This is a genomic window from Williamsia sp. 1138 (genome assembly GCF_002095435.2).
Lineage (GTDB): Bacteria > Actinomycetota > Actinomycetes > Mycobacteriales > Mycobacteriaceae > Williamsia.
Genome location: NZ_MJEJ02000046.1, coordinates 23,317 through 46,484, shown reverse-complemented (window position 1 = coordinate 46,484; position 23,168 = coordinate 23,317). Strand labels below are relative to the sequence as shown.

Genomic DNA, 23,168 nt, shown 5'->3' with positions numbered 1-23,168 from the left:
CTAAGTCCGGGACGCGGCTGCTTTTCGGTAGCCACGCGCTGCCGGGTAAGCGAAGACTGCGATGACGGATATCGCCCAGATGACCGTGAGGGTGAAGCTTTCGGCGACTGGACCACCCGTCGCCAAGGCGCGCATCGTATCGATCGCGCATGTCATCGGTTGATACTCGACCAGCGGCTGGATCAGTTCTGGATAAGCGTCGACGGGCGAGAACCCCGAGTTGAAGAACATCATCAAGCTGGTGAAGAGCGACATGATCGGGACGAGAGGGATGTTCGACGCCGAGACCGCAACGGTCATGACCAGTGTCGAGTAAGCCGCGCCGTACAAAAGCGCGACGGCGAATATACCGAGCGCCGGCAGAAGTCCCTCGTTGAAACGCCAGCCGATAAGCATCCCTGCTGTGGTCAGGACCAAAGTGCTGGCGATAATTCGCATCATTTCGACGCCAATCCGAGAACTGAGATCAGCGCCCCGGTGGACGGGCATGACGTACAGCCGCGTGAGCAAGCCGGTTCTTCGTTCACCTATCAATCGTGTTCCGACAGCAAGGGAACCGAACATCGCGCCGACCAGGATGACCAGCGGAACGGTGCCGAAGGCACTGTTCATGCCTGTCGCCTGCCCGACCGCGTCGCCGAGCACAACCTTGAACATGATCATGCTGAGCAGGGGGTTGATGAAGCTCTGGATCAGGGTGAGGCGATCGCGTGTCACCACACGCAACTGCCTGCCGGTAAGCGCAAGAGTGTGACTGAGGTAGGCGTGCAAACCACGTTCTTCCGCGGGTGCGTGAGCGGGGAAGGTGGTTGCGAAGGAACGTGCGTCACGAACCTTGTCCTGGGCTTGTGGTTTGGGGTCTCTTGGCACGGCCGACTTCGACCGGGCTGCAATCTCTCGTATGTCGATGCGCTCTGTCGGCGCTATTTGCAGCTCTTCGGATACATGACTGAAATCGAGTGACGCCGGATCGGTGAGCTGGGTCAATCCGACTGTGTGGCTGTCGTCGCCACGAAACTGTGTGTGACGATCGCGGATTTGTTCAGACGTCCATTCAGCGGACGCGGCACCAGGCGAGAGCATCGTCCACGGCCCGACGACCGACCGGGCGGGGCCGGTGTCCGGTGCGTTCGACGCCCGGGCGGAGGACGGAATACGAACTGTCGGTTCGTTGTCTGCGCGGGCTCGTCGGCGCTTGGGCGGCGAATGCTCGTTGCGCCACCATTGATCGTCCCTTGCAGTGTCGTCGCCGCGGTGTCTTGGGCGGTTCGCGATAGTCGGGGCGCCGTTTTCCTCGGGCCTTTCCTTTGTGCTCACCGCCGGCTGCTCCGCATCATCACCCACGTACCGCCGGCGAGTGCCGCAAGCACGATTCCGATCGCCCAACAAATCGAAGGAAACGCCACCTGGAGAGTCGCGTTGCCGTTGTCGAATCCTCGCATTAAATCGGTGAATTGTGAGATTGGCTGGTTACGGGCGAACGGCCGGATCCACTCTGGGAACCGCTCCTCCGGTACGAAACCGGTGGACAGCATGCCCAGGATCAGCTGCGGAAGTGCAAGCGCCTGGCTCGTCGCCTGCGGGTTGTGGGAGAGCGCACCGATGATATCGGCACCGAACGCCAGGATCACACCGATCAGCAGCGCGACTGCGATGAAACCGGCGAAGTTCAGCGGGCCTGAGTCAGGCCGCCATCCGATGACCAACCCGGAAATAAGTGCCCACGTCAGCGATATGACCAGGAGGACCATGTTGGCCCCCAGCCGGGCGAGGGGTGGCACCAGCGGATTGACGGGCATGCTGCGCAATCGGTTGGTCAACCCAAGGCTTCCGTCGGTCGCGGCGCGCATAGCCGCAGACGTGGCGACGAAGCCGACCGACTGAAGACAGATCACAGGCATGAGGAACTGCGCGTAGTTCATACCCGGGTAGTTGTTCATGATTGTTCGCAGCGGGATGTAGAAACAGACCGTCAGCAGAACAGGCGACACGATGCACAGGAAGAACTGGCCCTCCCGCGCCATCCCCCGCAGCGACCGGTTGGTCAGGGCAAGCCACTGACGGGTCGGTGCGACTATGGCCTCGGTGGCACCCGAGGAGACGACCAAAGCCGGCGTCATGGTCGTCACGTGCGTGCCTCAGGTACTTCGGTGCTCTCGGTCAACTTGAGGAAGACGTCGTCGAGCGAGGGACGTCGCAGGCCGACATCGGTGAGCTTGATGCCTGCGGCGTCGATCCTTCGAACGATCTCGACCAGAGTCTGCGTCGAGTTCACTGCAGGCAATGTCAGCGAGGTTCGCGACACATCGATACGGATTCGATCAGCCGGCACCATGTCCGCGAGCAGCTTCTCGATGCGGTGCAGATCGTCCGGGTAGCTGGGCACCACTTCGCAGAAGGTTCCGCTGACCTGTTCTTTGAGCTGGTCGGCAGTTCCCTCGGCAATGACCTTGCCCTTGTCGATCACCACGATACGGTCGCTGAGAAGGTCGGCTTCCTCCAGGTACTGGGTCGTCAGCAGGGTTGTGATGCCGAGATCGCGCAGAGAGGAGATGATGTTCCAGACATCCTGCCTGCTTCGTGGGTCGAGTCCGGTGGTCGGTTCATCAAGGAAGACCACCTCGGGTCGCACCACGAGCCCGCACGCGATGTCGATTCGTCGGCGCATTCCGCCGGAGAACTTTCCGACGCGGCGCGATGCCGCCTCGACCAGGTCGAAGGCCTCGAGCAATTCGTCCGCTCGATGTGCGGCAGGAACCTTCCGCAGTCCCATAAGCCGGCCGAACAGGATCAGGTTCTCTCTACCGGTGAGAGATTCGTCCAACGCGGCGAACTGACCAGTGAGCATGATCGACTTCCGTACCGCAGCGCGATCCTTGATCACGTCGAAGCCCGCGATGCTCGCTGTGCCGCCGTCTGGGGTGAGGAGCGTCGCGAGCATGTTGACCGTGGTGGTCTTGCCGGCGCCGTTCGGCCCCAACAGGCCGAGGACAGTCCCAGTAGGCACGCTGAAGCTGATGTTGTCGACCGCAGTGAAGTCCCCGAACTTCTTGACCAAGTTCTCGGCTATCACGCTGTGCGAGCCGGTGGTAGCGGCAGGCGCTGTCATCGGGCGGCGTGAATTGTCGTCGGCATGATGGGTGATGGTCGGCCCAGTACTGTCTGCGCCCTGCTGGTTACTGTCTGTTCCCTGCTGGTTCCCGTAACTCGGCCCCGCCTCGCTTGCATGTCCGTCCCGTCATCGTCATGGTCGCATGGCGATGCGATCGCCCTTGCCGATTGATAGCGAATCTAGCGCAGAAATCCCGGAGTAACACTACGCGGCGACACGGCGATATCGTCTCTGTGAATGTAATGTCGGCCAATTGGTATTCAAAGGTCGAGCAATAGCTATAGTTTGGTGACCTGGGTTGGGGCAAATGCAGGTCACCAGCGACGAGAACGTGTTTCGTAGGTCGCATTCGACGCACGAGGCGAGATGGGAGGGCGTTGTGGTACTGCAGCTCCGCCATATTGGCAAGGGGCCGTCGGCCCGACCCGACGAACGTGGATTTCGCGACCGGGGCAATCGCACCCTCACGCAGCTCGTGATCGCGGCGGCTGACGCTGCCCGGGACAAGCCCGCAGTGATCAGCCGCGACAACGACTACGCCGTGAGCTTCGGCGAATTGAAAGCGCGCGCGCAGAGCGCCGCGATCGCGATGGCCAGTGAGTCCGGGATCGATGATTCCGCGCTGACCGTCGCGCTGATGACAGCGGTGCCGGGACTGGCGGTTGCGGGCCCGAAGGGGCTCGCGGATACGCTTACGGCGATACGCATTCAAGCAATGATGGTTCTCGCAGAACCACAACAGGTCTGACCTGCGGTTGTCTGGGCTCAGTGCGCTGAGCATCAGCAATATCGCCACAGGCCCGTCGTGGCTGCGCGAAGCGAGACACGACAGGAGGGTCCGCCATGAGCAACCCATTCGATGACGAAGACGGCCGTTTCTTTGTGCTGGTCAACGACGAGAACCAGCACTCGCTGTGGCCGACGTTCGCCGACATTCCCGCCGGCTGGAACAAGGTCTTCGGCGAAGCGTCTCGCTCGGAGTGCCTCGACTACGTGAATGAGCACTGGACCGACCTGCGGCCGCAGAGCCTCATCGACGCGATGGAAGCCGATTCGGCGAAGTAAGTTACAGTTGATCGTCAAGATCATTACTGTTTGACGCCGGCGCGCCACCTGACGCGTTGCAGTCGGTTGTGAGTCTTCCCTGTTCTCGCAGGTCAGAGCGTTGCAATCGTAAAGTGTGGTATGGATCACACTTCGATCATGTAACGGCTTGGCCGTTCTCTCTTCCCTTCTCGTTCGGGTACTGTGAATATAGCTACGCTGGCTCAATTGGAGTCGGGGTACACGCACAGGTTGGTGAGCAGATGGCTATTTCCACAGTCCGGAACGACGAGGTCGCCGCGGAGTTCGCCGTGCCCCTGGCTCAGCTGCCGGAAGCAGTGTCACGACTCACCCGTGTGACCCCGGATCGAGTCGTGGTCCGGTACCGCGCCCGAGGGCTCAACTATCGCGATCTGCTGGCCGCCATCAACCTCATGATGCCTGTCACGCGGAGTCAGAACATGGATGACCGCTCTGCCGTGGTCGCTGCGATCTTCGCCGGCATACCCAACCTCGGCTCGGAACCCGATTCGGCGATTGTCGCCTCGGTCGTCGATGCCGCCCTTGCCCGGATCGGCGCCGACCTGAATGCGCTGGACATGGCCACTGAGCCCCCGCGTCAGCCCGTGCGTGCGAATCGGACGAGTGAGATGGACCTCCGCGTCATCGCGAGCAGGTTGTCGAGCGCTTAAGTCCTCGTCGAGCAGTCTTGCAGGCCGCGCAGTCCGCGCAGTCCGCAGGTTGAGCAGTCTCGTAAGTCGAGAAGTCTCGGTGCGAACGCGGCCTGCCTGTGTGTTCTATCTGTCTGTATTGAACCCAGTGTGAGATTCATTCAAATGCACGACAGGTGTTTTTGGTAACTTTGTCGCTCGGCATTGGCTCTTGTGATGTGTATTTAGCATAGGAAACTTAAACTTAGTGCAGCTTGCAGCAGTGCTGTCGGAATCGGTCCGGGGCCGCTTTGAACTCCTGTAACACGTGTGACAGCCTGGTCGATAGGTCACAGATAGACACGCCATATCGCGTGTCTGTTAACCGCGACCCGCTTGCGTGGTTACTGTTGGACTGACCCGTTGCTCGGCAGAATGTAATCGATGAAGACTTTGGGCGATACATTTGCTGGAGCACGCAAACGTCGTGATTTGAGGCCGAGCCGAGCAGTCGTTCGAGATTGGAGCGCGAGATTTTGAGTGCTGGCCGCTTCGACGAACCAGCAGACGTGCCCCGCGACGCTTTCGAGTTGTCGGCAGCGCAGCGTGGGATCTGGTTCGCCCAGCAAGGCCTGGGGCAAGTTGCGATCAACATCGCTCAGTACGTCGAGTTGGTCGGCAGCGTCGACCTCGACACGCTTATCCGCGCCTCACGGTTGGTCGGTCGCGAGATGGGCTCGGGTTACCTGAGCCTCGTCGAGACCGACGGCTTACCTCTCCAATACGTCGACCGCACCATCGAAGACAGCATGGAGCTCATCGACGTCTCGGCGGATGACGATCCCGAGCAGGCCGCTGTTGCCTGGATGCGCGACGAGTACCGGTCGCCCGTCGACCTCTTGGCGGATCGCCTGACGACCAGCAGTCTGATCAAGCTCGGCGACGAGCACTACTACTGGTACATCCGCACCCACCACATCGCCCTGGATGGATTCGGCGCAATGGCCACCGTCACTCGCGTCGCCGAGGTCTACACGGCCATGGTGGCCGGCGTCGAGATCCCCCCGGGTAGAGGTGCGGAGCTCTCTGAGGTTGTTGCCGAAGAGCGTCGCTATCGGGACTCCGACCGGTTCGCCAAGGACCGTGACTACTGGGCGCAGCGGACCGTCGACCTGCCTGCCCCGCTCTCACTCGCGCAGCACCGCGCCGCGCCTGGTGATTACTCCCGGGTGGCGTCGGTGACCCTGCCCGACGACACCGCGAAACTGCTCGATGAGGCGGCCCGTGAGGCTGCCGGGAGCACGGCGCCCGCGGTCATCGCCGCATTTGCGGCGTATCTGGCGCGGATGACCGACAGCGAAGACATCGTGCTGAGTCTGCCGGTGTCGGCGCGCAATACGGCCAAACTGCGGCGTGCAGGCGGAATGGTCTCGAACATCGTTCCGTTGCGACTGACGGTCAGCCCCGAGACGACCATCGAAGAACTCACCCGCACCGTGCAGACGGAGCTCACCGGCGCTTTGCGACGTCAGCTGTACCGGCACGAGGACATGCGGCGCGACATCGGTCAGGGCACGGGTCAGAGGGGGCTGTTCGGCCCGTCGGTGAACCTGATGATGTTCAAGCCGGTGATCGATCTCGGCGACGTCGTCGGCCATACGCACGTCCTGACCACCGGACCCGTAGAAGACCTGTCGATGAACATCTACCCGGGTGTGCACGGGAGCAACTTGCGGGTCGATTTCGAGGCGAATCCGCAGTCGTACTCGGATGATGAACTGCGCAGGCATCACGACCGGTTCATCGACTTCCTCGGCCAGGTGCTCCGGGTCGGACCCGACACCACTGTCGGTGCCCTGAATCTCGGCTCTCCCGCGGAGATCGCAGCCACGATGGAGCAATGGAACTCCACCGAGCATCCTGTCGAGGTCCGTGACCTCACCCAGATGTGGGCTCGCCAGGTGGCGCTGACCCCCGAGGCGATCGCCATCGTCGACGCCGGGCGGCGGATGTCGTTCGCCGAGTTCGACGCATGGACAAACCGTCTGGCCCGCCGTCTGATCGCCGTCGGTGTCGGGCCCGACGTGCGGGTCGGGGTGGCGCTGCGTCGCTCACTCGACATGATGGCCGCGTTGTATGCCGTGTTGAAGGCCGGCGGCGCCTACGTGCCGATCGATCCAGACCATCCCAGCGCCCGGATCGCGGACGTCCTGGCCACAGCCGAACCGGCGTGTGTGCTGGCAGCGGCCGGAGATCACGAGAAGTTCGTGGACCCGGCTGTCTCCGTCATCGATCCGCAGTCCCTCGATCTCACCGGGCTGTCCGATGGCGAGATCACGAACGCAGAACGTTCCGGCCCGTTGACACCGAACACCCTCGCGTATGTCCTCTTCACGTCCGGTTCGACCGGAAAGCCGAAGGGCGTGGCCGTGCCTCATGGTGCGGTGGTCAACCAACTCGAATGGATCGCAGGACATTACGGCGTCGGACCGACCGATGTCGTGCTGCAGAAGACTCCGACGACGTTCGACGTGTCGGTCTGGGAACTGTTCTCCCCGGCCGTAGGTTCCAGGATGGTCGTCGCGAAACCCGATGGCCATCTCGACCCCGAGTACCTGGCCCAGGTCATGGTCGACGAGGGTGTCACCGCGACGTCGTTCGTACCGGCGATGCTTCAGCTCTTCCTCGGATCGGGAGGCCTGGGCGACGCCGCCGCGCTGCGTTTGCTGCTCGTGGCCGGTGAGGCGTTCCCGGCGAAACTGGCAGCGCAAGCCCGCCTGGCGCTACCCGCTGTCAGGATCGAGAACCTGTACGGGCCCACCGAGTTCACGGTGCACGCCACCTATGCGCCGGTCGATTCGACGGTCGTGCAGGGCGTTCCGATCGGCCGCCCGGTATGGAACTGTCGCGCTTGGGTTCTCGACCGCCAGTTGCGCCCCTGCGTCGTCGGCGCGGTGGGCGAGTTGTACCTCTCGGGTGCGCAGTTGGCTCGAGGTTACTTCGGCAGGCCGGACCTGACTGCGGAGCGTTTCGTGCCCTGTGTGTTCGGTCCGCCCGGAACCAGGATGTACCGGACCGGCGACCTGGTCCGCTGGAACGCAGCGGGATCCCTCGAGTACGTGGGGCGCAGCGACTTCCAGGTGAAGGTGCGAGGCCTACGGATCGAACTCGGGGAGATCGAGTCGGCTGTCCTGGCCGACGAGGCTGTGCGAGAGACCGTGGTGGTCGTTCACCAGAGCACCCACGGGCAGCGCCTCGTCGCGTATGTCGTGGGAGGCGGCGCTGCGCTGGACACCGCCCGGTTGATGAACATCGTGCGGGCCCGCGTGCCGGAGTACATGGTTCCCGATGCCGTTGTCGAGTTGCCACAGATGCCGCTGGGACCCAGCGGAAAGGTCGATCGCAAGGCTCTGCCCGAACCTGACTTCTCTGCTCACGCAGTGGCTTTCCGGGCGCCGATCACCGACGCGGAACGGGCGATCGCGGCCATCGTCGGCGATCTGCTGGGACACCCCGAGGTCGGCCTGGACGATTCCTTCTTCGGCCTCGGTGGCGACAGCATCATGTCGATCCAGCTCGTCTCGCGTGCGCGTGCCGTGGGTTTCCACTTCTCATCACGAGATGTGTTCGAGTGCAAGACGATCGGCGAGCTTGCGGCCGCGGCCAGCGATGAGAGTTCGGCGATGGTGGTCGACGAGCTCCCCGGTGGTGGTACGGGTTCGGTCGACCTCACACCGATCGTGGCCTGGGTGTCGGAGGTACCGGAGTCGGTCGGCCCCTACTCGCAGTCGGTGGTTGTTCCTGCGCCCGCCCCCTTCGACATGGACCTGTTGCGTCGGACGGTGGCTGCGGTCGTCGCGCACCACGACGTGCTGCGTTCGCGCCTGTACATCGGCGACGACGGTCGCCCCGAGCACGTTGTCGTCCCGGAGCCCGAGGCCCCGACGGTCGAGATCGCCGAACGAAGCGTCGGCGCCGCACCCGGAACCGCCGGATTCGACGAGCAACTGACCGCTCTCGCCGAAAGTGCTACGGAGGCACTGAATCCGGCGGAGGGCCGGATCATGAGCGTGACGGTGGTGGAATCGACCGCCGAGCCCGAGACCTCCCGCCGGCTGCTGATCGTTCTCCACCACCTCGCCGTGGACGGAGTGTCCTGGCGGATCCTGCTGCCCGACCTCGCGACGGCGTGGGCGCAGCTCGCAGCAGGTGAAGCGCTCGCGTTGCCGGCGGTGGGGACTTCGATGCGCCGGTGGGCCCGGGGACTGAACGACCTCGCTACCGATCCACGTGTTCTCGATGAGCTCGATCACTGGCGATCGACCTTGAACGAAGTCGATGACTCCACGCTCACCCTCGACCGTGGCCGCGATGTGGTGTCGACGCTGCGGCATCGTGAACTCACCCTCTCCACGAGCCTGACAGACACGCTCCTCACCCGCGTGCCGCAGGCGTTCCACGGGGGCGTCAACGACGGTCTGCTCGCTGCGCTCACGCTCGCGACCACCCACTGGCTGCGGGCCAGGGGCGCTACGGCCGATTCTGTGGTCGTGACCCTCGAGGCACACGGCCGGGAAGAGGACCTGCTGCCGGGTGCCGACCTGTCGCGCACCGTCGGTTGGTTCACCACGATGTACCCGGTTGCTCTGCGCACAGCGGGGATCGACATCGATGATGCGCTCGCCGGCGGTACGGCAGCAGGTGATCTGGTCAAGGCCGTCAAGGAGCAACTGGCCGCGGTTCCGCGGCGAGGCGTTGGCTACGGACTGCTTCGTCATCTCAGTGCCGAAGGCATGGAAGCGCTTTCGTCGTATCCCGAGCCGGTCATCACGTTCAACTATCTCGGACGACTCGCCGGGGGCGGTTTGTCGGGCCCCTGGGTTCCGGACGGGGAAAGTGCCCTGCGGGGAACACGCGGAGCCGACGTTCCCGTACGCACAGCGCTCGACATCAACGCGGTCGTCACCGAATCGGCAGGCGGCCCGCAATTGTCGGCAGAGATCGACTATCCCGCGGGGGTTGTCGACGACGAACAGGTCGACGAACTCATCGAATTGTGGCAACGGGCACTCGAGTCCATCGCGCTGCATGCCGTATCGGCCGGCGCCGGTGGACTGACCCCATCAGATCTCGACCTGGTCGATCTGGGGCAGCCCCAGATCGAGGAACTCGAGGCGCGCTTCGACGACATCGCCGACGTCTGGCCGCTGACCCCGCTGCAGAACGGGTTGCTGTTCCACGCCGAACTCGCTGCCGGTGACGTCGATGTCTATGCAGCGCAGATGATTCTCGATCTGAGTGGGCTCGACCCGGAGCGGATGCGCCGCAGCGCGGAATCGTTGATCGCCAGGCATCCCAACCTGCGCAGCGCCTTCTTCACGGACTCGTCCGGTAGTGCGGTGGCGGTGATCCCGGCGACGGTGCAGACGCCCTGGACCGATCACGATCTGACCGATCTCGAGCCGGGTGCTCAAGAGGTCGCGATCTCCGAACTCACCCAGGACGAACGGCTGCTGCCCTTCGCGATGGACCGTCCACCCCTGATCAGATTCACCATGATCAAACGCGGCGACTCGTCGTACCGGTTTGTGATCACCAACCATCACATCTTGCTCGACGGTTGGTCTTTGCCGATCTTCATGAGCGACCTGCTCGCCCTCTACCGTGCCGGAGGAGACCCGCGCTCCCTGACTGCGCCGAGCCCGTACCGGAATTATCTGACCTGGCTGCATTCGCAGTCCATGCAGCAGTCGCTCGACGCGTGGAGGAGTGCCCTCGACGGGGTCGAAGAACCGACATTGCTCTTCCCCGGTGCAGAGGCTCACGGCAGGGGGCAGGTACCGCGACAGATCGAGGTCGTTGTCGCCGACGATCTGATGTCGGGGATCACCGACTACGTCCGGGAATCGGGCGTCACCCTGAACACCGTCCTGCAGACCGCATGGGCGATCGTGTTGTCTCGGCTCACCGGTAGTGACGATGTGGTATTCGGTACCACCGTGTCCGGTCGTCCACCGCAGGTGACCGGCATCGAGTCGATGCTCGGTCTGTTCATCAACACGCTGCCGGTGCGAGTCGTGCTCGACCCCGGTACTGATCTGGCGGGTCTGGTCTCTGAGATCTCGCGTCGGCAGACCGCACTTCTCGATCATCACTCCGTGGGGTTGGCGGACATCACCGCTTCCACGGACGTCGATTCGCTCTTCGACACGATGTTGGTCTACGAGTCGTACCCGTTGGACCGCAGCGCATTGAGCGCCGCCGCCGACATCGACGGCCTTCGGGTCGATCACGCCGACGTCCTCGACGCCACCCACTATCCGCTCACCCTGATCGCGGTGACCGATCCCGTGCTGCGGTTGTCCGCCAAGTACCTGCCCCGAATCGTCGATCACGAGCGCGCGGAATCTCTTCTGCACATGATGGTTCGAGTGCTCGAGCTCATCTCTTCGGACGCGGCGCTGCGGGTGGGGGACCTGGACGTACTCACCTCGGTCGAACGGGCGGAAGTCCTCGGTCAGGCCGGCAGCGACGACCTCGATTCGGCGACGCTGCCAGAGTTGCTGGCGGCGGCCGTGGACCAGTCGGCGGATCGTGACGCCGCGGTCTCTCCGTCCGGTTCGATCACCTATCGCGAGCTCGACGAACGGTCCAATGCCCTGGCCCGCCTTCTCATCGCGCGCGGCATAGGACCGGAGCAGATCGTCGCCCTCGGCATGGGACGGTCGATCGAGTTCATGATCGGCCTCTGGGCAGTGGCCAAGACCGGTGCGGGCTACCTGCCGGTCGACATGCGTTACCCGGTCGAACGCATCGAACACATGCTGCGGGACTCGGCTGCGGTGTTCGGTCTGTCGACTTCGCAGTGGCGACAGGATCGGCCCCCGCTGATCGAATGGCTCGAACTCGATGCCGCGCAGACCGCTGACGCGGTGGGATCGTATTCCTCGGCTCGTCTCACCGACGACGATCGACGCGCGCCGATCCGGGTGTCCAACACGGCATACATGATCTACACCTCCGGAACCACGGGACTGCCGAAGGGCGTGACCGTGACGCACGGCGGTCTCGCCAATCTCTTGCGCGAGCAGTCCGATCGTTTTGTCCTGAAGCAGGACTCGCGAACTCTGCACTTCGCATCGCCGAGCTTCGACGCGTCCGTCCTCGAGGTGCTGCTGGCTCTGGCCCACGGTTCGACGATGGTCATCGCACCGACCGAGGTCTATGGCGGCGAAGAACTGCACGACTTCCTCGCGGAGTTCCGCGTGACCCACGGGTTCATCACGCCCGCCGCATTGGCATCGGTGGATCCGTCGGGTCTCGACGAGTTCGAGTCGGTGGTCGTCGGCGGTGAGGCGTGCCCGCCTGAACTGGTTGATCGGTGGGCTCCGGGGCGACGGATGTTCAACGGGTATGGGCCCACCGAGACAACGTGTTTCGCCGATATCGCCGGTCCGATGCAGCCCGGCGACGACATCACGATCGGGTCACCGGTTCGAGGACTCAAGTCGCTGGTCCTCGACCATCGACTGCAGCCGGTGCCAGTGGGTGTGACGGGCGAGCTGTACCTCAGCGGCCCGGCCATGGCCCGTGGTTACCATGACCGTCCGGGATTGACCGCTGACCGGTTCATCGCGAACCCACACGGCACCCCCGGCGACCGGATGTATCGAACAGGCGACGTGGTCCGCTGGGAAAGGCGGGACGACCGCCTCGAGGTCAAGTACATCGGCCGCAGCGACTTTCAGGTCAAGGTCCGTGGGTTCCGCATCGAACTCGGGGAGATCGACGCAGCGCTCGCAGCTCATCCGGACATCGAGTTCGCGTCGACATCCGGCGCGACGCTGCCATCGGGTGCCACCGCACTGGTCGCGCATGTACTCGCTTCACGGCCACTCGACGCCAAGGCCGTTCGTGACTTCGTCGGCACCCGTCTGCCGTCCCACATGGTGCCGGGAGCCGTGGTCTTCCTCGACGAGATCCCGTTGACCCGTTCCGGGAAGCTCGATCGATCGGCGCTGCCGGAGGCAGATCTCGAGTCTTTGATCGGTGGTGGGGCAGAGCCGACCACCGAGACCGAACGTGCCTTGGCCGAGATCTTGGCCGAGGTGCTCGGGCTGCCGTCAATCGGTGTCGACGACTCGTTCTTCGATCTTGGCGGGAACTCCCTGGTCGCGACCAAAGCGGTCGCCCGGATCTCGGCACTGGTCGGGCGCCGGATCGCGGTCCGCGAAATCTTCGAGAACCCGACGGTCGAGACATTGGCTGCCCGGCTCGATGGCGATCACGGTGTGACAGACGTGCCGGAATTGGTGGCCGGTGCAGCCGGTGACCGTCCACCGCTGTCGCTTGCTCAACAAGCGATGTGGCTATTGAACAGGCTGGACCCGGCCTCACCGGCGTACAACATCGTGCTCCCGCTGACAATGTCGGGGTCGCTTGATGTCGAAGCATTGCGCGCCGCCGTCGCCGACGTGGTGGCACGGCAGCAGTCGCTGCGAACCGTCTTCCCCGACAGCGCCGACGGTCCCTACCAGCGGGTTCTTCCGGCAACTGATGTCGCAATCGACCTCGACGTGGTCGACCTGGCGGATGCCGAGGACATGCGGGGTGCGGCCGCCCGATTCGCCGGTGAAGGCTTCGATGTCACCGGTGGTCCCCAGGGTGCCCCTTCGCCGCCGGTACGGGGTATCCTGCTGCGGTCGGGAGACGACCATCTCTTGCTCGTCATCGTTCACCACATCGTCGCCGATGGTGCATCCATGGCCCCGCTGGCACGGGATCTGGTGACCGCATATCTCGCCCGAAGCGGCGGCCGGGCACCGCAGTTCAGCGCGTTGCCGGTCCAGTACACCGATTTCGCTCAGTGGCAGCGTCGGGCGCTGGGTTCTCCGGAAGATCCTGATTCGGTCGCCGGTCGTCAGCTCGCTTTCTGGCAGCGCAACCTCGCTGGCGTTCCGGAAGTGCTCGAGTTGCCGCTGGACCGGTCGCGCCCTACCCGTCGCGACATGCAGGGGGACTATGTACCGCTAGAGATCCCTCGGGAGGTGGTCGCCAATCTCGAAGTGCTCGCTCGGCGACACCAGGCTTCCTTGTTCATGGTTGTTCACGCGCTTGTGGCGACTCTCCTGGCAAGGCTCTCGAACTCGAGTGATATTACGGTGGGCACACCGGTAAACGGGCGGGATCACGTCGATCTGGAAGCCCTTGTCGGAATGTTTGTCAACACTGTCGCTCTCCGCGTCGAGGTCGATCCCGCCGAACCGTTCGACGCACTACTCGATCGCATTCGAGCTGGCGACCTCGAAGCCTTCGCGAACGACGATCTGCCGTTCGAAAGCGTTGTAGACGCACTGGTGCCGAAGCGTCGCACTGCTTATTCGCCGCTCTTTCAAGTGATGCTGTCGTTCGAGAACAACGAGACGGCGAAGGTGGACTTGCCGGACCTAATTGTGGGTGTCGCCGATGAGATGGCCGACGGTGCGAAGTTCGACCTCACATTCGCCCTCGCTGAAACAACAGACGCGGCAGGGGCTCTCACTCTCGCCGGTCGCCTCACCTATGCCACGGACGTCTTTGATCGTTCTACCGCTGAGACGATGGTCTTACGGCTCGCCGCGCTCGCCACCGCGGTTGGCACCGACTCGGCTGCAGTTGTGGGCGACATCAACATCCTGACGGACGCAGAGCGGGTCGAGGAGAGCGCTTCTGTCGCGGAGTCGCGCCCTCAAGCAACCGGGACCAAGTACACGGCGAAAGATTTGGCCGCCCTACTCGCGGCCGCCGTTGATCTGGCTCCTGATGCCACGGCCATTGACCATGACGGAACACGAGTCACATACCGTGATTTCAGCGATCGGTTTTCGCAGCTATCCGGGCCGTTGACGGAACGCGGGATGGACGCCGACGCCATCGCCTCGGTCGTGCTCACCGGTTTGGTTCCAACTATCATGCTGGCCCCCGAGGGGTTCGCGACGGCACTGGACAATGTCATCGCCGACGCGGCACGTCTAATCGGCGATCACGATCTAGACGGGTATCGCAGATCAGGTGAAGGCGTGACCGCGGCGGTGGCCGGTGTCGGTTCGAAACCGGCAGAAACCGAGGAGCCCACCCCATTAGCCGAATGGGACCTGCGCGTTCAGGAAGATCCAGATGCTCCGGCGCTACGCGATCCAGGCGTGAGGCTGAGTCGTAGCCAGCTCGACCAGGCCGCGAATCGTCTTGCACGAGAATTGATCTCGTACGCAGTTGGCCCCGACGACGTGGTCGGTTTGCTATTGCCACGGTCGGCGAACTGGGTGATAGGAATGCTCGCCGCGTGGAAGGCAGGCGCGTCGTACTTGCCGCTCGATCCTGCGGCCCCCTCAGACCGCACGATGATTGTCGTCGAAGATTCTCAACCGTCCGTCGTGATCTCGGACCAAGAGACGTCGAATGCAGACCTGCTCTCCCGAATCGAAGCAGCGGGCGCGGTCGTTGTTCGAATCGGGGAAGCCGCAACCGATGAGCGGCTGTCTGCACACGATGTGTCCCCGCTGCCGAATAGGTGGATAGAAGCTGGCGCAGACCTTCGTTTGGCCTATGTGATAACAACATCGGGGTCCACTGGTCGACCTAAGCCGACACTGGTGACTGCCGCTGGCGTTTTTAACGTATGGAACTGGTACCGCAAGGCAATACCGATTGGTCAGGGCGACTCGGTGTTGATAGTGAGCTCCCCTCGTTTCGACCTGACTCAGAAGAACGTATGGACGGCCCTCAGTTCTGGTGCGGTCGTGCGCCTCGTACGGGAGGGGTTCGATCCGGCCGAGGTCCTCGGCGTCATCTCCGATGAGAGCGTCGCGCTCATCAACCTGGCGCCCAGCGCGCTCGAAGTCCTCGTCGAGCTCGACACGACCGGCGCACTTTCCACAGTCGGTGCGATCGTTGCAGGCGGAGAACATCTGCGCGCTGGTGCCTATCGATCGCTGCTCGGCGGCACGACCGCGCTGCTCAACAGCTACGGCCCGACCGAGGCCTCCGACGTCACCGCGGCCAAGTTCGTCGATGTCGGCAGCCACCTGCCCAATGTGGCCGGAGAAACCAGGGATATCGGCCCAATCTCTTTGGGACCGGCGATTGCCGGTGTCGTTCACCGCATTCTTGACCAACGACTGAATCCTGTACCGGTTGGAGTGGTCGGCGAGCTGTATATCGGGGGAATTGCACCAGCGCGCGGGTACGGAAAGATGCCCGCCATGACGGCCGGGCGATTTGTCGCCGACCCGGCTGGGCGGCCTGGGCAGCGCATGTACCGAACCGGTGACCTCGTGCGTCGGCTGCCCGATGGCGACGGGATATTCATCGGGCGCAGCGACTTTCAGGTCAAAGTCCGTGGCCTGCGAATCGAATTGGGCGAGATCGAATCAGCCTTGACGGCGATCGACGGCGTCCGTCAGGCGGTTGTTACGGCGCACGGTGACGCTTCCGATCGGCGGCTCGCCGCCTACGTTGCCGGTTCCAAAGAGATCGACCGTGGCGATATTCGGATGGAGCTTGGCCGGGCGTTGCCCGACTATATGGTTCCTGAAGCAGTTGTCGTACTTCCCGCACTGCCTCTGAATGCGAATGGAAAGGTCGACCGAAAGGCGCTGCCAGAACCAGACTTCGGACAGGTGGAGTCGGACGCTTTCGTCGCACCGCGAACTCCGCTGGAGGAGATAATCGCTGGTTTGTTTGCCGATGCGGTCGGTACAGGACGTGTTGGTGCGACTGCTTCATTCTTCGATCATGGTGGCAACTCGTTGAGTGCGGCCCGGTTGGCGAGCAGGTTGTCTGACACCCTCGGGATTGAGGTCGGATTGCGCGACATCTTCGAGCAGCAGTCGCCTGCCGAACTCGCGCGATTCGTTGAGGAAAGCCGAAATGAAGGTTCCACCGCTGGGGTCGGCGTCGCGCCGGCACGCTTTGTCAAACCTGAAGGACCGCTGCCGGAACACATACCGCTCTCGCTCGCGCAGCAACGCCTGTGGTTCATCAACCGATACGACCCGGCTTCCGGTGCTTACAACATTCCGATGACGTTGTTGTTCACCGGAGAACTCGACATCGAGGCACTCGGCGCAGCGTTGGTGGATCTGGTCGAGCGCCAACAGGTGATCCGTACTATCTACCCGGAGTCGATCGACGGCCCAACCCAGGTGATCGTTCCAATCATGGAGGCGCTCCCTCCCTTAAGGCTCGACTCCATCCCGCAACAACAAGTGTTCGAGCGCTTGCAGTCCTTCGCCCGGATCGGATTCGATGTCACTACGACCGTTCCGTTCCGGTCGGCGCTCTGGCGTATTGAGTCGGCGTCGGCGAAGTCAGAAGCGCCCGACGAACATCTTCTCGTGATCGTCATACACCACATCGCCTCCGACGGCCTGTCGATGGCTCCACTGGCCACTGACCTTCTGACTGCCTACGAGGCTCGGCGCGCGGGTCGGGAACCGGACTGGACACCGCTTGAAGTGCAGTACACCGATTTTGCGATTTGGCAGCAGAACAACTTCAGCGGGAGAGATGCACTGGTCGGGCCGGCGGCGACCCAGTTGGAATTTTGGCGGCGCAATCTGGCAGGCCTGCCAGAGGTGATCGGGCTGCCGACTGATCGGCCACGGGCTAACGTCCGAAGCGGTGTCGGCGCGAGCCATATGTTCTTCGTGCCAGCTGATCTACACCAGAGAGTGATTTCGCTCGCCGGTGCCAACGGCTTGTCCACGTTCATGGTCTTCCATGCTGCGCTTGCGGTACTGCTCGCTCGGTCGGGCGCGGAGAACGACGTTGCGATCGGTACACCGATCGGGGGTCGAGGTGCTCCGGAGCTCGACGCCCTCGTGGGTATGTTCGTGAACACCCTTGTCCTGCGCACCCTCGTGGCGCCGGATGTCACCGTTGCCGAGTTCTTGGCCGACGTCCGGAACCGGGATCTGGACGCCTTCGTTCACAGCGACGTCCCGTTCGAGCAGATCGTCGACGCACTCACGCTGCATCGTTCCACCGCGCACACGCCGCTGATCCAGGTGATCCTCGGTTTGAACAACTCCTCTCGGCCGATCCTCGATGTGGAAGGGCTTTCCGTCACGCCCGGCGCAGTCGACACAGAGTTCAGCAAGTTCGACCTCGCGTTTGAGTTCACCGAGCAATGGGATGGTGACGGGAAGCCCGCGGGGCTTGCAGGGTTCCTCGGTTATGCCACCGACATCTTCGACGAGGCAACGGCGCAGGCGCTTGCCGAGCGTTTGCTGCGAGTTCTCGAGGGCATGGTCGCCGACAGCAGCGTGGCCCTCGGCGATATCTCGCTACTCGACGCGCAGAGCATGGCGGACCTCGTGCCCGTGCGCGGTGTCGAACCGGTGGCACCGACCTCGTTGATCGAGTTGCTGGACGCTGCAGTCGATCTCAACCCGGACGGCGTCGCGCTCGTCTGCGGTCCCGTGAGTATGACTTACCGGGAATTGAACGACCGGTCGAACCGCCTCGCGCGTGAACTGATCGCTCGCGGCTTGGGGCCCGAGGATGTGGTGGCGCTCGGGATCACTCGTAGCGTCGAGTCGGTCCTCGCAATCTGGGCGGTCGCCCGTTCCGGGGCTGCGTTCGTCCCGGTAGACCCGAACTACCCGGCTGATCGCGTGGCACACATGCTGTCCGACTCGGGCGCCACGATCGGCATGACCCGGCGTGTCGATGTGGTTCGATTGCCCGACACGATCGAATGGCTCGACATTGACGATCCTGCTCTTCACGGCCGGTCCGGCGAGCGGATCCATCCAGTCGAGCTACGCGGTCCGGTGCGCATGTCGAACTGCGCCTACATCATCTACACCTCCGGAACCACCGGGAAACCGAAGGGCGTTGAGGTCACGCACGGTGGGCTGGCGGCCTTCAGCGCCGAGCAACATCGGCGCTACCGAACCGACAAGGCTTCGCGGACACTGCATTTCGCCTCACCCAGCTTCGATGCGTCCATCCTGGAACTGCTCCTGGCCACCGGCGCCGGAGCAACGATGATCATCGTTCCGGCCGGGATCTACGGTGGCGGGGAGTTGCACGATCTGCTGGCGGACAACGCCGTCACCCACGCTTTCATCACCCCGTCGGCGTTGGCTTCGATCGACCCGCAGCAACTCCCGCACTTCGCGGACGTGGTCGCCGGGGGTGAGGCGGTGCCGTCGGACCTCGTTGAACGATGGGCGCCCGGTCGTCGTCTTTACAACGGTTATGGCCCCACCGAGACCACGATCATGACGAACATCAGCGATCCGCTGATACCTGGCGAACCGGTGACGATCGGTGGTCCGGTAGCGGGCGTCAGCGCACTCGTGCTCGACAACCGTTTGCGTGCAGTGCCGGTCGGCGTTCCAGGCGAGCTCTACATCACCGGCCTCGGTGTTTCGCGGGCCTACCGAGGCCGCCCAGATCTGACCTCACATCGATTTGTTGCTAATCCATACGTGGCCGACGAGCGGATGTACCGAACCGGCGACGTAGTCCGGTGGGTGAAGGTCGACAAGCCAGGTGGCGGTTCTGCGTTCGAGATCGCGTACATGGGCAGGTCTGATCAGCAGGTGAAGGTTCGCGGTTTCCGTATCGAACTCGGAGAGATCGATTCCGTGCTCGCCGGGCACCCGGCGGTCGACTTCGCGATCACCGTCGGAGTCGATGGCCCGTCCGGTGACACCGTTCTTGCTGCTTACGTGAAGCCAAGGCCTGGAAGCACGATCGATTCCGGCGATCTGGTCGACTACGCATCCGGCTTCCTGCCGAAGTTCATGGTTCCCTCGTCGATCGTCATTCTCGACGAGGTGCCGCTGACCCCCGTCGGAAAGCTGGACAAACGCGCCCTTCCTGCGCCCGAATTCCAGAGAAGTTCCACCGAACACCGGGAACCATCGACCCCGATGGAGCATGCTATCGCCGCGGCGTTCGCCGACGTCCTCGGTGTGAACGTGATCGGTGCCGACGATTCTTTCTTCGACCTCGGGGGCAATTCACTCGCCGCCACTCGTGCCATCGCCCGGATCAACGAGGTCCTCGGTGTACGTTTGGGGGTTCGAATCCTGTTCGAGGCGCCGGTGGTTGCGGATCTCGCGGAAGCGATCGCCGCGTCGCCGGACCTCGACGGGATGCCTATCCGCCCCTTGACCCCGCAGGTGCGCCCCGACCGGATCCCGCTGTCACTGGCGCAACAGCGGATGTGGTTCGTCAACCGGTTGAACCCTGACGCGGCGGACTACAACATCCCGCTGGGTCTGCGGCTCCGTGGCGATTTGGACGAAAGTGCGCTGACCTCTGCGCTGATGGATGTCATCGAACGCCAGCAGATTCTGCGCACCGTCTACCCCGACTCGGTGCACGGGCCGTATCAGAAGGTTCTCCCGTTGGACGAGGCCGAACCGCAATTGATGAGAAGGTCGGTGTCGTCCCAGGACGAACTGCTCGCGACCTGTGTCGAGGTGGCGACGGAAGGTTTCGATGTCACAGCGGCGCCACCGCTGCGAGCTCTGCTCCTGCAGGTTGCACCGGACGACCACGTTGTGCTCCTGGTGATCCATCACATTGCCGCGGATGGTTCCTCCCTCGTACCCTTGGCAACCGATCTGATGACGGCATACACGGCCCGCGCGGCCGGGGTGCCACCGGTGTTCCGTCCCCTCGGTGTCCAGTATGCCGATTACGCGATCTGGCAACACGGTGTGATGGGATCGGAGGACGACCCGGAATCGTTGGCATCGCGCCAGATCCAGTTCTGGCGCCGGCATCTGGCCGGCCTGCCCGAGTTGCTCGAGATCCCCACCGACCGGCCGCGGACAGACAAGCGGTCGATTGCCGGCGGCGAGATCGCCTTCGTGATCTCCGACGAGCTGCAGGCAAAACTCCATTCGATCGCGCGGGACAACGAGGCGACCATGTTCATGGTCCTGCACGCTGCGTATTCGGTCCTGCTCGCCCGACTGAGCGGGTCGTCTGACGTCGCGGTGGGTACGCCCACCGCTGGACGCAACGCGTCGGCTGTAGACGGTCTGGTCGGAATGTTCGTCAACACTCTTGTGCTGCGCAGCAACGTCGACATGGGTGAGTCGTTCCTGTCGACTCTGGCGGCGGTGAAGACATCGGACCTCGCGGCATTCAATAACGCGGATCTGCCGTTCGAGCAAGTGGTCGAGGCCCTCGCGCCCGTCCGATCTCGTAAGTACGCCCCGCTGGTGCAGGCGATGCTCACGATGCAGAACATTGACATCCCGACCGTCACGCTCCCCGGACTCGAGGTCAGCGGCCTGGAATCGCCCATACGGTACGTCAAATCCGATCTCGGGCTGACGATTTCAGAGAACTTCGGTGCCGATGGCAGAGGTCGTGGCATTGACGCGATATTGGACTTCGCCACCGATATCTTCGACGAACTGACCGTGAGGTCGCTCGGGGAGCGCTTCGTCGCGGTGCTCGAGGCCATCGCGGCGGATCCCGACGTCGTCGTTGGCGACATCGACATCCTCACGAGCGCCGAATCGAGGGAACTCGGTCAGGACCGCCCCGCGGAGGTCGAAGGTTTCGGTTCGGCACTCGACCATCTACAGGGCAAGTCACTGTCGGAGCTGCTCCGAACAGCCGCCACCATCAATCCTGACGGCATCGCTCTCTCGCACAACGGCACCGAGGTCAGTTACGGTGCGCTGCATGCCAAGTCAACCGAACTCGTTGTCACCCTGGCGGCAGTCGGGGTCGGGCCCGAAGCGGCTGTGACGGTGGCCTTGTCGACCCTTCTGCCCGGACTACTCGAGGGTGAGTCGGCAGAGGGCTTTGCCGACCAGTTCGCGGGAATGCTCGCTTCGGTGATCGCCGAGTCGGACGAGATGCCGGACCGGACGAACGTGTCTCTTGCCCAACGCTTCGATGAGCAGGTCCGGAGAACGCCGAACGCACCGGCCCTGTACTTCGAAGACAAAATGATGACCTATTCGGAGTTCTCCGATCGGGTCACCGAGCTTGCTCGTGGTTTGATCGCGGCCGGCGTCGGCCCAGAGGACCACGTGGTGCTCGCCATGCGTCGTTCCTTCGACCTTCTGATCGGCATGTACGCGGTCATCGAGGCCGGTGGCGCTTACGTCGCGCTCGACCTCGACAGTCCCGCAGAGCGAATCGCGTACGTCCTCGACAGCAGTAGGGCATCGCTGGTGCTGACGACGACCCAAGAAAACTTCGCGGTGCCCATAGGGCTTCTCGCGGAGCCGGATCTGTTGCACCTGGACACCATGGAGCGTGGTCGGTACCGTACCGGCGCGGTTGAAGACGACGAGCGTCGAGCACCGTTGCGCGGGTCGAACACCGCGTACGTCATCTACACGTCAGGGTCGACCGGTAGGCCCAAAGGTGTTGCCGTCAGTCATCACTCGATTGTCGGCCGCTTGGAGGGGATGCAGATCGAGCACCCGCTCGACGCCGAGGACGTGGCGCTCCAGAAGACCCCGGCGACCTTCGACGTGTCGGTCTGGGAGTTCTTCTGGCCCCTGCAGGTCGGTGCGTCACTTGCGATCGCGATACCCGACGGTCACCGTGACCCGAGCTACCTCAGTCGGATCATCTCTGAACGCGGCGTGACCACACTTCATTTCGTCCCGTCGATGTTGTCGGCGTTCGTCGGCACGACCGATCCCGCATCGCTGTCCACACTGCGTCACATCTTCGTCGGAGGCGAGGCGTTGCCGCCCGCCACTGCGGCTCGCGTGTCTGCGTTGACAACCGCCGACATCCACAACATGTACGGTCCTGCCGAGACCACGGTTGATGTGACCTCCCACAAGTATGGGCCTGCGGACATCGATGTCGTCCCCATCGGACGGCCGCTGACGGACACCGGTGCCTACGTGCTCGACTCGCGACTGCGTCCGGTGCCCTCGAATGTCGCAGGCGAGCTCTACCTCACGGGCCCCCAGCTGGCGCGTGGTTACGTCGGCCGTCCGGATCTCACCGCAGACCGTTTCGTCGCGGACCCATCCGCGGTAGGCGGCCGGATGTATCGCACCGGTGATCTCGTCCGCAGGCGCGTAGACGGCGAATTGGAATACATCGGGCGCACCGACTTTCAGGTGAAGCTCCGCGGCTTGCGGATCGAGCTACCGGAAATTGAGGCGGCGCTGACGGACTCCGATCGGGTGTCCGAGGCTGTTGCGGTGGTGGTCGAGGCGGCCGGCGATCAGCACCTCGTCGCGTACGTGGTGCCGGCTCAGGGGCGCGTTGTGAACACCGCAGATCTGGCACAGATACTGCGAGGCCGTCTTCCGGGATACATGGTGCCGAGCGTGTTCATGGTCCTCGACCAGATGCCCGTGACCGCGAAT

At 63.4% G+C, this 23,168-nt stretch carries 7 protein-coding genes (1 of these 7 running past the window's edge); 4 read left to right on the top strand and 3 right to left on the bottom strand.

The annotated features are described in order from the left end of the window. From BH683_RS16415 to BH683_RS16405, 3 genes are all read right to left on the bottom strand, one after another. Window positions 1–987, bottom strand: a complete 987-nt coding sequence (locus tag BH683_RS16415) for an ABC transporter permease (RefSeq protein ID WP_246833424.1) — start codon at window positions 985–987, stop codon at window positions 1–3. Between the two features lie 326 nt (window positions 988–1,313). After that, window positions 1,314–2,120: an ABC transporter permease gene (locus BH683_RS16410; RefSeq protein WP_084837498.1), complete on the bottom strand. Its 807-nt coding sequence runs from the start codon at window positions 2,118–2,120 to the stop codon at window positions 1,314–1,316. Window positions 2,121–2,125: 5 nt separating this feature from the next. Continuing rightward, a complete protein-coding gene (locus BH683_RS16405; protein ID WP_084837348.1) occupies window positions 2,126–3,109 on the bottom strand; it encodes an ATP-binding cassette domain-containing protein in 984 nt (327 codons plus the stop codon). Window positions 3,110–3,419: 310 nt separating this feature from the next. Between BH683_RS16405 and BH683_RS16400 the strand changes: the two genes are divergently transcribed. The 4 genes from BH683_RS16400 to BH683_RS16385 all read left to right on the top strand — a co-directional run. Next, window positions 3,420–3,860, top strand: a complete 441-nt coding sequence (locus tag BH683_RS16400; protein WP_084837347.1) for a hypothetical protein — start codon at window positions 3,420–3,422, stop codon at window positions 3,858–3,860. A gap of 95 nt (window positions 3,861–3,955) precedes the next feature. Then, a complete protein-coding gene (locus BH683_RS16395) occupies window positions 3,956–4,177 on the top strand; it encodes an MbtH family protein (protein WP_084837346.1) in 222 nt (73 codons plus the stop codon). Between the two features lie 242 nt (window positions 4,178–4,419). After that, window positions 4,420–4,848: a hypothetical protein gene (locus tag BH683_RS16390; RefSeq protein WP_084837345.1), complete on the top strand. Its 429-nt coding sequence runs from the start codon at window positions 4,420–4,422 to the stop codon at window positions 4,846–4,848. A gap of 494 nt (window positions 4,849–5,342) precedes the next feature. After that, window positions 5,343–23,168, top strand: the 5' portion of a protein-coding gene (locus tag BH683_RS16385) for a non-ribosomal peptide synthase/polyketide synthase (RefSeq protein ID WP_246833423.1). It continues 16,026 nt past the right edge of the window; 17,826 of the gene's 33,852 nt are visible here — the first part of the coding sequence; its start codon is at window positions 5,343–5,345; its stop codon lies off the right edge, out of view.

What these genes read in the sequence shown, in the direction of transcription:
- BH683_RS16410 (WP_084837498.1), bottom strand. Translation starts at nt 2,120, where the DNA reads ATGACGCCGGCTTTGGTCGTCTCCTCGGGTGCCACCGAGGCCATAGTC.
- BH683_RS16405 (WP_084837348.1), bottom strand. Translation starts at nt 3,109, where the DNA reads ATGACAGCGCCTGCCGCTACCACCGGCTCGCACAGCGTGATAGCCGAG.
- BH683_RS16400 (WP_084837347.1), top strand. Translation starts at nt 3,420, where the DNA reads ATGCAGGTCACCAGCGACGAGAACGTGTTTCGTAGGTCGCATTCGACG.
- BH683_RS16395 (WP_084837346.1), top strand. Translation starts at nt 3,956, where the DNA reads ATGAGCAACCCATTCGATGACGAAGACGGCCGTTTCTTTGTGCTGGTC.
- BH683_RS16390 (WP_084837345.1), top strand. Translation starts at nt 4,420, where the DNA reads ATGGCTATTTCCACAGTCCGGAACGACGAGGTCGCCGCGGAGTTCGCC.